Genomic DNA, 12,789 nt, shown 5'->3' with positions numbered 1-12,789 from the left:
GCGCCATCCAGTCCGTTCTCGAGCAAGATCGCATAAGCGGCTTCCAAGGGGTTGGTTTCGACTCGTATTGCCATGAGGGTTACACTCCTTTCTCGAAGTCATGGCGTCAGACCCACCCTCGCGCTGTCTGCTGGGCGGGGAGCGTAGGCGCGTAGCGCCGGAGATCCCCGCCCAGCAGACAACCGGCAAAATGGAATTTACAGAAAGAACGATACACAACTTGTCGGCCAGCGCTCCTTCCATGCGCAGCAGTGCCGACATCGAGATGCCCGAGGCCTTGAGCAGGTCCTCCCGGCTCCAGCCCAGCATCGCGCGTGCGGCACGGATCTGTCTTCCGTCGATCATGGTCGACTCCTCTTCTTTCTTGCCCGGTCTTGGTAGGTAAATATTCTGGTCTATCGGACGCTTTTTGTGTCCTTTCCGGCGCATTGTATCGTAATATGACCCTCAATTGATAGAGGAGCACGACGATGCCAGCACAAGCGTTGACGACCGAATTCCTGGCGACCCTGCCAGGTCGCGAGCCTGCCTCCGGGGCCGTGAGTTACTTCGATACGGAGATCAAGGGCTTCTTGCTGGAGCATCGCGCCAGTGGCGGAGCGACCTTCTACTTCCGCTACCGCGATGCGGCCGGCAAGGTGCGACTGAACCGGATTGGCCGGGCCGATGAGATTTCGGTGTCGGACGCCCGGGCCAAGGCGCACAAGATGAAGCAGATGGTCACCGAGGGTGGCGATCCCAAGGTGGAGAGCCATCGCTTCAAGGATGTGCCGACCTTCGGGGATTTCGTGGCCGAGCGGTATCTGCCCTACGCCAAGACGAGGAAGCGCAGCTGGGAGACGGATGAGACGATGCTGCGCAATCATCTGCTGCCGGTGTTTGCCGATTTCCGGATGAATCGGATCACCCGCTCCGACGTGGTGGCCTTCCACCACGCGGTGTTCGAGAAGGGCTACGCAGCTGGAACCTGCAATCGGATGATCGTGCTGATGAAGTTCATCTACAACTGCGCGATCCGCTGGGACATCCTGCCGCCCAAGAGCAACCCCTGCGATGGCGTCGAGCCCTTTGAGGACCACGGTGCCCGGGAGCGGTACCTGACGACCGAGGAGGTGCAGCGGCTGTTTGATGAGCTGGACACCAACCGCAATGTGCAGGTGGGCCAGGTGATCCGGCTGCTGCTCTACACCGGGGCGAGGAAGCGGGAGATTCTGGATGCCCGCTGGGACGAGATCGATTTCAACCGGCGGATGTTGACGGTGCCGGCGGCGCGCTCGAAGTCGAAAAAACCGCGCCACATTCCGCTCTCCGATGCGGCGGTGGAATTGCTGCTGTCGCTACCTCGGCAGGACGACATCCCCTGGGTGTTCTTCAATCCGAAGACCAAGAAGCCGCCAGTGTCGATCTTCTACGCCTGGGACTCGATCAGGAAGAAGGTGGGCTTGGGCGAGGTGCGGCTGCACGACCTGCGCCACAGTTATGCGAGTTTCCTGGTCAATGCCGGGCGGTCGCTGTATGAGGTGCAGAAGCTCCTGGGGCACCACGATCCCAAGGTGACGATGCGCTACGCGCACCTGTCACCGCAGGCGATGTTGGAAGCGGTCAACGTGGTGGGGAATGTGGTCGCCGGAGCCAGGGTGGGACGGACGGTGGCGGCGGCGAGTCAGGGACAGGAGGCAGTGGCCACTATGTGACGGCCCAGCCCGACAAGGCCCGACAAGAGCGCGACACATTGCTGTCGCGCTTTTGCTTTTGGGCTGGGCACTTGGATGCCCAGTACCGATACCATCACACCGCCTTGATGCTCGGCATACCACCTGGGCCGGCCGCGTGGATGCTGTGAAAGCGATCCAGCAGACTGTGCAAGCGGGCAATGTCAGGATTCAACCAGAGTAGCCAGGTTTCCGATTCCCTGACCACTGCCGGCAGATTGGGCCAGTGCCAGACCGGCTCGTGGTGGAACACCCGGTTGCGCAGGGTGCGCAGTCGAGCTGCATAAGGAGACTGATCTTTTCGGGTGCGCAGCTTGCGAGGCGCGTTGCTGAAAATCTTCGGCGCCAAGGCAGGCCAGAGAACCCGGCTGCGTTCGTAGCGAACGTCGAGCAAGCTGGTCCAGAATCCGAACGTCAACTCGGCCACCACGCGCCCGGGTGTCGGACTCAGCCGGTGACGAGCAATCTTCTGCTTGGCCTCCAACACCTTGGATGCATCCCGCTGATCCAGCCACGCGTCGTCGTACCAGTCCAGTCGCTGGAAATGCTGGCTGAGCACCTGATGGAACCGATTGCGTAACGTGATTTCACTCAGGTTGAGCAAGGGATACAGACTCTCACACAGGGCGATGTTCCAGAGGTAGAGTGCCACCGCCCGGTCGCGGTCACCCCCCGAGTGGTTCAGGTAAGGCGCCAAGCGCTCAGGCGCAAAGGCAGCCTCGAGCTCCGACCAGGTGATCGTCGTGCTCGAGAGGGTCGGTGCTGCTTGGCTGCCGGAGCCTGTCTGTTGCATGGATTGCCCTCTCTACCTCGCCGTCAAGGCACAGCGGGGACTGGCAATCGGTGGCGGAGGTGTGTTATACTTCGTCAGCAGTCCCCGGGCTATTCCTCTCCCAGTCTCCAATGAGACTGGTGATGAACCCGGGGTTAGTCTTTTCTGGGGTCGGAAAATTACGAATCCATCCCCTGTCCAAGCCGTCATTTTACCGGCGCATCCCAATACAAAGCAAAAATCCCCCGACCCCACCACCCGTGAAGGCAGTGAGATCGGGGGATCGTCGTTTCAGGTTGTCATGCCCGGCAGCACCGGTCAGCGAGCCTGCCCACGCCACTTGTCGAAGCTCCTCGCCCCGGTGTAGCCGAGGTAGCCGGCACCGAAGAGCCACCACAGGCTCTCGGGCACCGCGCCCAGCAGTTTGTTCAAGTTCTCCGCTGCCTGGAAGACGTGCGTCGGCCACCAGATGCCCATGATGGCGCCCATCACGCACAGCAGGATCACGCCGTAGATCACATACAGAAACGTCGGCCGTACCCGGCTGGTCCAGGGGTCGGCCGAGTTGGCCTCAGCCAGGATCGCCGAGAGGCTGGTCTGCATCTCCTGCAGCGCCAGCTGCCCCTCGGCCTGCAGCAGCGCGAGCTTGGCTTTCTCGCGTTCGGCTGGGTCAGGCACCAGGCGGTCGATGAGTCGGCTGCCGGCTTCCAGCAGGCCCGGCGCCAAGGTGGTGAGTATCGGGGTCATACCGTGCCCTCCACGAACTCCGCCATCCGGTTCATCCAGCCAGCCGCGAATGCCGACTGCTTCGGATCGTTGGTGATCAGCCGTCCGAGATGGCGTAAGCGCTGCCCCAGCACCTTGCCGTAGAGCACACCTTGGTCAGCCGCAGCCAATGCCGCCCGGGTCTTGGGACCGATCACGCCGTCAGCAGCGACACCGAGCGCCGTCTGCAGCCACTGCACCGCCCGCTTCGGCCCAGAATGCACCGCCGCATCCACCAGCAGATGCAGCAGCGCCGGATGGGTAACGGCCTCGAACCCGGGGCCGGTGATGTACTGCTGGCGGTAGATGGCACGGGCCTCGGTTTCCGTCAGCGCCTGGACTTCGGCAGCGGTGGCCGGGCGACCGAGCTGGCGCCAGTTGCCCAGCGTCTGCGCGGTGATGCCGAAGTTCGTCGGCCCGCCCCGGTCGGCAGGATGGTTCACGTAGCCGCCTTCACGGCGGATGATCTCGTCGAGGATGGTGTCGATGGCGTTCATGGCCGCCCCTTGCCAAGACGCGTCTGCGCCCAGCGCTCCAGTTGGTAGATGGCCTGGCCGCCCATGTGGCCGGAGATACCGACCAGCGCAGCGGTGACCAGCGGATTGAACTGCGCGGCCTCGCACAGCCAGAAGGTGATGAGCCCGGCAAACGCACTTGTGGCGATCTCGCCGATGAGCTCCACCACGTTGAAAGCCCGGGTCTCGCCGGACTTCACCTTGCGATAGAAATTGACGAGGCCACCCCAGGCGGCGAGTCCCGTCACCCACAGGTAGGTGATCAGGCCGTAGGTCGAAGGATCTTTGTCTGGCACGGCGGCCTCCTTACTCGGTTGCAGTGATGGGAACGGGGGCGGCGGTGAAGCGCTCGCACTCGACTTGCGTCGTGTAGCCCTGGGCGCCCAGGCGGTGCTCGACGCGCTTGATGCGCCAGTCCGTGGGGATGCCCGGGCGCAGATTGATGGACAGCCGGCCTTCTGCCGCCAGCCTGGGATCGCCCGGCAGGCTGAAACTGAGTTCGCCCTGGCCGCGCTCGCCGGTGTTCTTGCGGGTGGCCGCCGCAGCCTTGGCCTCGGCCTCGGTGGCATGGACGTAGCGGATTTCCTCGAAGGGCGGCGATCCGGTGGTCACTTCCTGGCGCTCGCCTTTCTCGAAGTCCCACCAGTAGGCCTTGGTGCCGCCGGTGCTGACCTGCGGCGGGGATTGGCCGTTTTCCCCTTGGGCGCTACCGGTGCCGGCCGGTTTGCGCGCACTATGCTGATAACGCCACTGGGCGAGCTGCTCAGGTTCGAGCCGCAGCGTCGGCAGCGTCTGACCGGTGATGGTCTTGGCCGCCCCTTGGCGGGCGAGCACCAGGAAACCGGCGACGGGCTTGGCCACGGCATCGTGCTTGGCGGCCAGACGTGTCAGCAGCGCCATGTCCGACTCGGCGGTCTGGTCCAGATGCGGGATGGGGATCGCGCCAAGCTCAGGATCGACCTTCGGCGTGTAGCCGTGCTCACCGGCGATGGTCTCGACCAGTTTGCCCAGCGTCGTTGCATCCCATGAGCGTGTCTTGGGACTGCGAAACGGCCCGACCATGTCGGCCGCCTTGGCCGAGACCGACAGCGTGGCTGGGGGTGAGCGGATCTCGATCTCATCGACGATGAATTTGCCCATCGCCACCCAGGATCGGCCAGCGTAGGAGAGCGAGACTTCGAGCACCGTGCCGATCTTGGGGAGTTGCGCAATCGCCCCATCGGCCCGGCGTCGATCATCCAGCGTCAGGCGCAAGGTGTCTGAGGACAGACCGGCTTCGTCGGTCACGACCAGCTCCAGCAGCCGGTCGGCCACGGCGCGGGTGATATCGGTACGGTCGGCGAGGATCAGGAAGGTGGGTTGCATCGTGTGTCTCCTCTACGACCAGATGCGCACCAGCGGCAACACGGGCTGGTCGTTGAGCGCTGGCAGAAAGACGGGGGTGCCCGCAGGCAAACGCAGCATCTGCGCGACCGGCAGTCGTGCCAGTTGGCGGTTGGCTTCCAGCACCAGCGGCAGCACATCGAGGCGGCCGTAGTGCCGCCAGACCAGCGCATCGAGCATCTCGCCCTCGCGAGCAGTGAGCACCTGGGCATCGAACGATTTACGGGTCATGGCAAGGCCTCCTGCAGCCAGACCAAGGCGGTGCGGGTTTTTTCCAGCAAGGCGATGAGCTCGCCGGCGATCTCGCTGTGGCGCGGGCTGTAGAGCACCGGGTCGGTGCGCGCCTGGATCTGGGCGGCGGTGGTCCACAGCGCATTGATGGCGGTGAGCAAGGCGGAGATCTGTGTGTCCAGTGCAGCAGCAGAGGTCAGCGGTGCGTTGGCGGCGCTGATCACCTGCTGTACCAGCGGATCGACCGCGTGGATCGTCAGCCCTGCCGACCTCAGCTGGCTGTGCAGGCCGTTGAGGCTGGGGCCGAAGGCGGCGAGCAGCTCCTTCAGGGCGGTATGGACCGAGGCCACGGAAGTGACTTCACTGGCGGTGCCCGTTTCTTCCAGCAAGCCGGGCAACGATCCGAGCAGGTCATCAATCGCGCCGATGGGGTCGGTAAGTACCGAATCGACGACCGACAACACCGCGAACGGACTCCAACCGCCCGAGTAGTCGGTGACGGTCTCGTCCTCGCCATACGCTTTGAGCTTCATGTCGAATCCCACCCGGCGCGGCTGACCGTCGTCCATCAGCACGCTGCGGGTGTCGCCGACCTCGACGATCACCCACGACCCCCACACCCGGCCCAGGCCATCGACCAGTTGCAGGGGTTTGCCCAGATCGGCGAGCGCACGCATCTCCTCCACCTGCTTGAGGCCCGCGTCGAACCCCGGAAAGAGCACACCCTGCAGCCGAATCTCCGCTGGCTCACGGCCAGTGAACTGCAGCGCAGGTTCCCGCCCGATGCGCGCCTGCTCGGGCCAGCGCCAGGACTGGCTCATGGCCAGGCTCTGGTAGGTCGCTTGCCCCATCTCGAAACGAAACGGCCCCAAGGCCAACATCACGCGTTCGGCCATGGCGAACCTCCGCAACAGGAATAGAAGGATCAGTCGTGCAGTGCCGCGCTGGAGCCACGCAAGACTTCGCGGATCAGGCTGCGCAGCCGACTGTCGAGCAGATCGGCCAAGGCCTGCGGGTCGCTGCCCGGGGGCGCATGGATGGTGATCTGCGGGGCGAAGTGGATCGAGGCTGCGCCTGGGGCTGCCGGTGCCCCCGGTGGCATGGATGGCGCCACACGAGTGGGATCGTTCACCGGGACTGGCTGGGCACGCGCCGGAGCCACCACATCGCCAGGCTCATCTTTGACCGATGGCAGTTGCGGTGCAGACGTGCCCTCCCACACCGGCCGCAGCGTTGGCACGGGCACATCGCTCTGAGCAGGCAGCGCCAACCCCAGCGACGGACGCTCCGGTGAGGGCAGCCGCAGCCCCTGTGCTGGCGATACCACGTCAGGGTTGGCCAGCGACAACGGCACCGCCTGCAGCGACTGCGCCAGTTGCCCGACCTCATTCACTACCGCCGGCCCCGCGGCCGCCACCCCTTGCGCCAGCCCGAGCGACAGCGCGCTGCCCAGCGTGGCGAACACCCGCGACGGGCTGCGGATGCCCAGCATCGCCTTGAAGCGGTCACGCACCCCGGCGGCCACTTCACCGACTGCGGCGACGGCCTGCTCTGCGGCATTGCGCACGCCTTGGGCCAGACCTTGCAGCATCGCACTGCCCAGGCTCATGAACTGGCCGGGCAGATTACCCAGCGCCGTCAGCATCGCCCCCATCACCGACTGCAGTGCAAGCAGCGGGTTGGGTGAGCTCAGCGCAGCAGTCAGTTGCTGCCAGGCCGACTGGGCACCGCTGACCACGCCGGCCCACAGGCTGCCGAAGAACCCCGAGAGCGGTTGCCAGGCGGCTTGCAGCGCAGCCAGCGGCGAGAACGACACCAGCCACCGGAAGCCCTCCATCACCCAGCCCACCAAGGTGCCCACGGCACGGATCGGGAACGTCAGCGCCGTAAAAGCGGCACTCAACACACTGCCGATCACCGACCCGAGGGACTGGCCCGATCCCGAGAGGCTGTCGAATTCATCCTTGGAAAGCGTCACCGGCGCGAGCAGTTCGCCCACCCAGCCAATCAGGCCGCTGACTGCATCGGCAATGAATCCGAACACCGACGCGACCGCCTGACCGATGGGTGCCAGTGGCGCCAGCGCCGTGGTCAAGCTGGTGATCGCTGGCTGCACTGCGGCGCGAATGCCTTGGAACACGCCACCCACATAGGCAGCAATGGGGTCCCAATATTTGCGGATCACCAAGGCAAGGCCTGCGACGGCGACCCCGATGCCAGCGACGATCCAGGTGATCGGGTTGGTCAAGAGCGCAGTCGTGGTGGCACCAATGGCCGGCAGCATCGACCAGAAGGCCTGCGCTGCCGACTTGATCGGCGCGATCAGCCCGAGGGCTCCGGTCTGCATCCGACTCCAGGCCAGCGACAGAATGCCCGCACTGGTGCCCGTCGCTGCCGCCTGCACTTGCAGCAACGCCAGACCGGCCCGCGCCGATTGAAACGCCACCTGCGCACCGAGGATCGGCCCCTTCACGAAGGTCCAGGCATAGCCCAATGCGATGGTGGCCACCTTCAAGCCCAGCACGGCACCGACGGTGCCCACCACCACTTGCGTGACGATAGGAAACCGTTCGGCGAGATGGGCCAGGCTATCGATCGGCCCCATCAACGCGCCCACCAAGTTGTTCAAGGCCGGCAGCAGCGCATTGCCCACCGTGATGCCCAGCCGGCTCATCTGGTTCTTGAGGAGCTGCAGATTGTTGGCGGTGGTGGCCGAGCGTGCTTCGTACTCCTTCTGCATCGAGCCTGCATAGGCTGTCTGGTCGGCTACCAGGCCCACCGCCTTCTCGTAGGTCTCCATCGAGCCCACCAGCTTGGCGATGTCGTCGGCGTACTCCATGCCGAAGAGATCAGACAGGGTGCCCATCAGATCGGGCGCGTTCTTCACCTGCTGCAGGAAGGTGGTCAGCGCGCCTTGGGCATCGCGCTGGATCATCTTCTTCATGACCTCAGCGGACAACCCGATGTCCTGCAGCCCCTGCTGGAACTTCTCGTTCTGCTTGTCGGCGGTGGCCAACTTCATCAGCAGCGCATTGATGCCGGTAGCCGCCACCTCCGGGGGCGTCTTGAGCGCCAGAAAGGTCGCGCCCAAAGCATTCAACTGTGCGCCGGACAGTCCGAAGAGTTTGGCGGTCGAACCGGCCCGGTTGGCGATGTTCAAAAGATCGGATGCCTTGGCATCCATGTTGTTGGACAGGTGGTTGATAGCGTCGCCCAACTTCACCACTTCGTCTTGCGTCAATCCGAAGATCGAGCGCAGGCCGGTCATCGCGGCTCCGGCCTGATCCCCGGAGAGATCAAACGCCACGCCCATCTTGGCGGCGTCCTCGGCAAAGCGCAGCAACTCCTCGCGGGCGATGCCAGCCTGACCAGCGGCCGCGACGATGGCGCCAATGCCGTCAGCGGCCATCGGAATGCGCGTCGACAGCAAGAGCACATCCTTGCTCATCTGCCCGAACTGCTCGGGCGTGTCGAAATTGACCACCTTCTTGACGTCGGCCATCACCGACTCGAACTGGACAGCTGGTTGCACCAGGCCATAGAGCGCACCGCCCAGAGCGACTGCGTCCATCATCTGGGCGCGGTAGGCGCTGCGGTTCTCCAGATTACGGGCCTGTGCCTGCTGGGCACGGGTCAGGGCTTCGGTACGGGATCGGAGCGTTTCCAGCTGGCTACCGAGGCGCGCAGACTCAGTGCCCATGGCGCGGGTGTTGACGCCCGCACGCTGCAGCGCCCCTGAGAGTTCATCGACGGCTGCCCGCTGGCGACGGTAGGCTTCCTCGGCTCGGGTCGCTGCGGCACGGGCACGCTCCAACTCTCTGGCCTGCTTGGCCGTGGCACCGCCATCCTGGCCGGCAATGTTCGCTTCCAGTCCGGAGACCTTCTGCTGCGCGGCGCGCATGGCCAGCGCCGCATCCTTGGCCTGGCTGCGCAGAGTCTCCAGCTGTTTGATGCCAGATTGCTTGTTGCCCAGTTCGGCCATCGTGGAGCCCAGCTGGTTCAGCTGCGCCTGGGCACCGCGCACGGCAGAGCCCAGGGAAGCCGCCAGCGTGGCACCGATGCTGATCTGAACGGGATGTGCGGTGGCCATGGGCAAACCTCAGGAAGATGGCACGGCAGACAAGCGCCGCGCAATCGACAAGGCCTCGACCAGCTCGCTCACCTCCATGGCGAGCAGCTCGGATCGAGGCCAGTGGGTGTAGAGGGCAAGCTCCACCACGAGGGCGGCAAGCTCGCCCGGATTCACTGCAAAAAACCCCCCAGCACCTTCTGCAACTGGGCGTAGTCCTTCATGTCCAGCTGGTGGATGGCGGCCGGCGGCAACTCGGCCAGGTTGGCGATGAGCCGGATCTCGCGCTCGGCGTCCGTCCCGGCGGCCTTCTGCGCGGCCAGGTGGTCACCGACGGTGGGGCGACGCAGCGCGATCTCCTTGATCGGCAGACCGTCGTGCTCGATGGGGAAGTTCAGGGTGATGCGTTCGGGGATGGGTTTCATGGGGAGGTTCTCCTGGTGGTGTGATCAAACGCCAATCGCGGCGCGAATCTCTGCCATCTGATCGACCCCGCCAACCTTGCGCACGAGGTTCACGGCATCGATCTCAACCAGCTCCTCATCGGCGATGGTGAGCTTGTAGTAGTGCGCCGCCACCTGTAGCGTCAGCGTGCTCTTGTCGCCGGGCTTCCAGGCGCTGGCCTCGATCTCCTTGCAACCGCCCGCGAGATTGACGATCACCGGCCGGGCCACCGTGCCCTGGGCCTGAATCGCCCCACGCAGGGTGATCTGGGTGCGGGTGGAGTCCAGCAACCCAAAGAGCTTGAAGACCTCCGGATCGAAGTCGGAGATGGTGAGCTCCGCTTCGAGCTTGTCCATACCCAGTTCGAGCTCAACCGGGATGTCCATGCCTCCAGCCCGGTGCTCCTCGGTCTTCAGGGTGAGTTTGGGCAGCTTGATCTCGTCGACCCGCCCGGCGTAACCCCGGCCATCGACAAAGAGGTTCATGTTCTTCAAGACGTGCGGCAATTCAATGGCCATGACAGGATCTCCTTACAGAATTTCTTCGAGGTAGTCACCGACCAGGTGCGAGCGAAACACGATGTGCTCGGCCGGGTACGGGGCCGTGAAATCAAAGTCGAAGTACACCCGGCCATCGGCAATGGCCTGCGCGGTGTTGAGCTCGGGGTCTGCCCAGCAGCGTCCGCCCAGAATGGCCGCCTTGGCCTTCAACTGGCGCAAGTAGGCATTGACCATCTCGGTCACTTCCTCGACGTAGGTGCGGGTGATGTTGCGATCCACTGCCCACAGGTGCGCTTTGACCAGCGACTCGTTGATCATGTCGGCGGTGCGCCGCACCGACAGGAAGGCCCAGCGGCTGTCCGTGGCACAGGTGCGGTTGCCCCACAGGCGAATGCCGTCATGGGACACGAAGGTCGCCACCGAGAACTCGTTCAAGTAGTTGGCCTGGGTATTGGGATCGTTGATCGCCCAGGACACGGGGCGAGCGGGTCGCAGCACGCCAGCCACCACCTGGTTGGACGGACTGAACCAGAAGCCGCGCTCGGCATCGGACTTGGCAATCAGCCCGGCCACCCGAGCCGAAGGCGGCTCGATGGTCTCCGAGCCGTCGCGGGCACGCACCACCAGCCAAGGATCGACGATATAGGCGCGGTCACTGCCGAACTGGGCGCGGTAGTCGATGGCCGCTTCGTCGTTGGTGTTCGGGCCATCGATCACCGCAATCGCTCGGGTCTTCTGGGCCACTGCAATCAGCGCATCGGCCACGGCCTTGTGCTGGCTGAACCCCGGGGCGATGAGGATGCGCGACTTCATCTCGCTGCGGGTTTCTTGCAATGCCGCAATACCGGCGAGTTGCCCGGTCGCTGGATCAAGACCGCCGATCACGGCGTTCATCGTCTCATCCAGCGTCGCCCCTTCGGGGACACGCACCACATAGACAAAGGGCGAGGCCTGGTCCTGGATGGCGCGAAGCGCCTGGGGCAGAGTGCCGGCCTCCCCCAGGTGGGCGGCCAGGCGCCGGTTGTTGACCAGTACCGGGACATTGAACGGAAACGGCTCGTCCATGCCGCCATCCAAGCCGCGCGAACCGAGGGTGGCGGCGACGATGCCAGTACCCTTGCCGCCGGCCGTGACGCTGATGCGCTCGGCAATCGTCGGTTCGGCCATCAATGCTTGGGCGACTTCAGCGGCGGTGCTGATGCGCGCACCGTCGAGATCGGTGGCCAGCGTCACGTCGATCAGGGTGGTGCCCGGGCTGCGAGTGTCCAGGGCCACCGCCAGTGGCGCCTCCGGTTCAGTGGCGGCGCGGATCTGTACGCGCAGGGTGTTGCCCAGCGCACCCGGGGCCTTGGCCGTAAAAGTCAGTGCCGCATCGCCCTGTCCCAAGGTCAGGGTGGCGGCACGGGCGGTGGACGCCTGGGGCGCGGTGCCCACCAGGCCAATGACCGAGGACTTGACGGTGCGCACCGTGCGCCCGCCGTCTTCGATCTCGACAAGTTCGATGCCGTGCAGGAAATTGTCTGCCATAGCGGTTCTCCAGAAAACAAAAATCCGCCAATTGGCGGAATAAAAATGGGGTTGAGAAAGCAAGCTGGCGAGAGACCGGCTACGACCGTAGCGGCTTACCCTCGTCCGGCTCGATGGCCTTCTCGCAGTGGTTCGGATCGAGTCGGTCCAGCAGCCGGCAGAAGACACAGGCCCAGCGCTTGCCTTCGCGCGCAGCCTTGCCGGCGCGACTGGAGAGCGTCTCGTCCTCGTGCCCGCCGAAGGCCGCGTTGGCCAGCTGGTCGTGGGCGACTGCCAGCAGGGTCCAGGCACGGCGGGAACCGGTGACGATGGCCAACAGCATCCACAGGGACGCGATCACAGCGGCGATCTGGCAGAGCATCCAAACGGCCAGCATCGACAGGCGATGTGAGATGACGCGGATCAGGGTGACCATCACTGCAGCACCTCCTGCACCCGGGCCTCGGTCAAGAGGCCGCTGGCGGCGAGCGCCTGCAGGCCACCAATGGTCTGGGCATCGGCCAGATTCACCTCTTCAGCGATCTTCAACTTGTCGAGAAACACCTCGACCATGACCTCGGTCTTGGCAGCGGTATAGATCGCGGCCAACTCCTCCATGGTGAAGCGATTCATGAAGGCCAGTTTGGTGATGACCTTCTGGGATGGAGCAGCCACGACTTGGGCTGCTTGTTCCGAAGAGATGAGGGCCAACACCTCCTCATCGGTTTTGCCGGGGAAGCGATCAACCGCCTTGCCGTCCTGCAGAGCGTAGCGCAGGGCCAGTGTCGAGGTGGCTTTGCTGGGTGCAGGTAAATAGCCCTCCAGCGCCTCGGTGGCGATATCGCGCACCACCCCGTTGTCATGAAATGCAATGTAGAGCTTGGGCATCGCG

Annotated in this window: 15 protein-coding genes; 1 reads left to right on the top strand and 14 read right to left on the bottom strand. The window is 64.5% G+C overall.

Translation table 11 applies throughout. The features are described 5' to 3' along the window. On the bottom strand, positions 1 to 345 hold a 345-nt coding region (locus Tther_RS13360), incomplete at its 3' end, for a helix-turn-helix domain-containing protein (RefSeq protein WP_221934007.1). Positions 346 to 470: 125 nt separating this feature from the next. Between Tther_RS13360 and Tther_RS07615 the strand changes: the two genes are divergently transcribed. Continuing rightward, a complete protein-coding gene (locus Tther_RS07615) occupies positions 471 to 1,694 on the top strand; it encodes a site-specific integrase (RefSeq protein ID WP_143902522.1) in 1,224 nt (407 codons plus the stop codon). Positions 1,695 to 1,788: 94 nt separating this feature from the next. Here Tther_RS07615 and Tther_RS07610 read toward each other — a convergent pair whose 3' ends face one another. From Tther_RS07610 to Tther_RS07550, 13 genes are all read right to left on the bottom strand, one after another. Continuing rightward, a complete protein-coding gene (locus Tther_RS07610; RefSeq protein ID WP_143902520.1) occupies positions 1,789 to 2,505 on the bottom strand; it encodes a hypothetical protein in 717 nt (238 codons plus the stop codon). A gap of 297 nt (positions 2,506 to 2,802) precedes the next feature. Further along, positions 2,803 to 3,231, bottom strand: a complete 429-nt coding sequence (locus tag Tther_RS07605) for a holin family protein (RefSeq protein WP_143902518.1) — start codon at positions 3,229 to 3,231, stop codon at positions 2,803 to 2,805. Beyond that, positions 3,228 to 3,746 (bottom strand): glycoside hydrolase family 108 protein, encoded by a 519-nt coding sequence (locus tag Tther_RS07600; RefSeq protein ID WP_143902516.1) that lies wholly within the window; start codon positions 3,744 to 3,746, stop codon positions 3,228 to 3,230. The genes Tther_RS07605 and Tther_RS07600 overlap by 4 nt, the downstream gene beginning before the upstream one ends. Then, positions 3,743 to 4,060: a phage holin family protein gene (locus tag Tther_RS07595; protein WP_143902514.1), complete on the bottom strand. Its 318-nt coding sequence runs from the start codon at positions 4,058 to 4,060 to the stop codon at positions 3,743 to 3,745. Before Tther_RS07595 ends, Tther_RS07600 begins: the two co-directional genes overlap by 4 nt. A gap of 10 nt (positions 4,061 to 4,070) precedes the next feature. Further along, the gene (locus Tther_RS07590) at positions 4,071 to 5,129 is read right to left on the bottom strand and encodes a phage late control D family protein (protein ID WP_143902512.1); all 1,059 of its coding nucleotides are present in this window, start codon (positions 5,127 to 5,129) and stop codon (positions 4,071 to 4,073) included. Positions 5,130 to 5,141: 12 nt separating this feature from the next. Then, entirely contained in the window at positions 5,142 to 5,378 is a 237-nt protein-coding gene (locus Tther_RS07585; protein WP_143902510.1) for a tail protein X, read from the bottom strand. Further along, positions 5,375 to 6,274 carry a phage tail protein gene (locus Tther_RS07580; protein ID WP_143902508.1) on the bottom strand — a complete coding sequence of 300 codons (900 nt, stop codon included), beginning with the start codon at positions 6,272 to 6,274 and terminating at the stop codon, positions 5,375 to 5,377. The genes Tther_RS07585 and Tther_RS07580 overlap by 4 nt, the downstream gene beginning before the upstream one ends. A 29-nt stretch (positions 6,275 to 6,303) precedes the next feature. Next, a complete protein-coding gene (locus tag Tther_RS07575; protein ID WP_143902506.1) occupies positions 6,304 to 9,468 on the bottom strand; it encodes a phage tail tape measure protein in 3,165 nt (1,054 codons plus the stop codon). A gap of 152 nt (positions 9,469 to 9,620) precedes the next feature. After that, positions 9,621 to 9,872, bottom strand: coding sequence for a phage tail assembly protein (locus Tther_RS07570; protein WP_143902504.1), 252 nt, complete (start codon positions 9,870 to 9,872; stop codon positions 9,621 to 9,623). A gap of 24 nt (positions 9,873 to 9,896) precedes the next feature. Next, complete coding sequence (locus Tther_RS07565) at positions 9,897 to 10,409, bottom strand: phage major tail tube protein (RefSeq protein ID WP_143902503.1); 513 nt, start codon at positions 10,407 to 10,409, stop codon at positions 9,897 to 9,899. 12 nt (positions 10,410 to 10,421) lie between these two features. Then, on the bottom strand, positions 10,422 to 11,981 hold the full coding sequence (locus Tther_RS07560; protein WP_221934006.1) for a phage tail sheath subtilisin-like domain-containing protein: 1,560 nt from the start codon (positions 11,979 to 11,981) through the stop codon (positions 10,422 to 10,424). Between the two features lie 16 nt (positions 11,982 to 11,997). Continuing rightward, the gene (locus Tther_RS07555) at positions 11,998 to 12,333 is read right to left on the bottom strand and encodes a hypothetical protein (RefSeq protein WP_246098952.1); all 336 of its coding nucleotides are present in this window, start codon (positions 12,331 to 12,333) and stop codon (positions 11,998 to 12,000) included. Beyond that, positions 12,333 to 12,785, bottom strand: coding sequence for a hypothetical protein (locus tag Tther_RS07550; RefSeq protein WP_143902499.1), 453 nt, complete (start codon positions 12,783 to 12,785; stop codon positions 12,333 to 12,335). The genes Tther_RS07555 and Tther_RS07550 overlap by 1 nt, the downstream gene beginning before the upstream one ends. Positions 12,786 to 12,789 lie beyond the last annotated feature (4 nt).

This window comes from Tepidimonas thermarum (assembly GCF_007556705.1).
GTDB classification, from domain to species: Bacteria; Pseudomonadota; Gammaproteobacteria; order Burkholderiales; family Burkholderiaceae_C; genus Tepidimonas; species Tepidimonas thermarum.
This window is presented reverse-complemented; position numbering and strand designations above follow the sequence as displayed.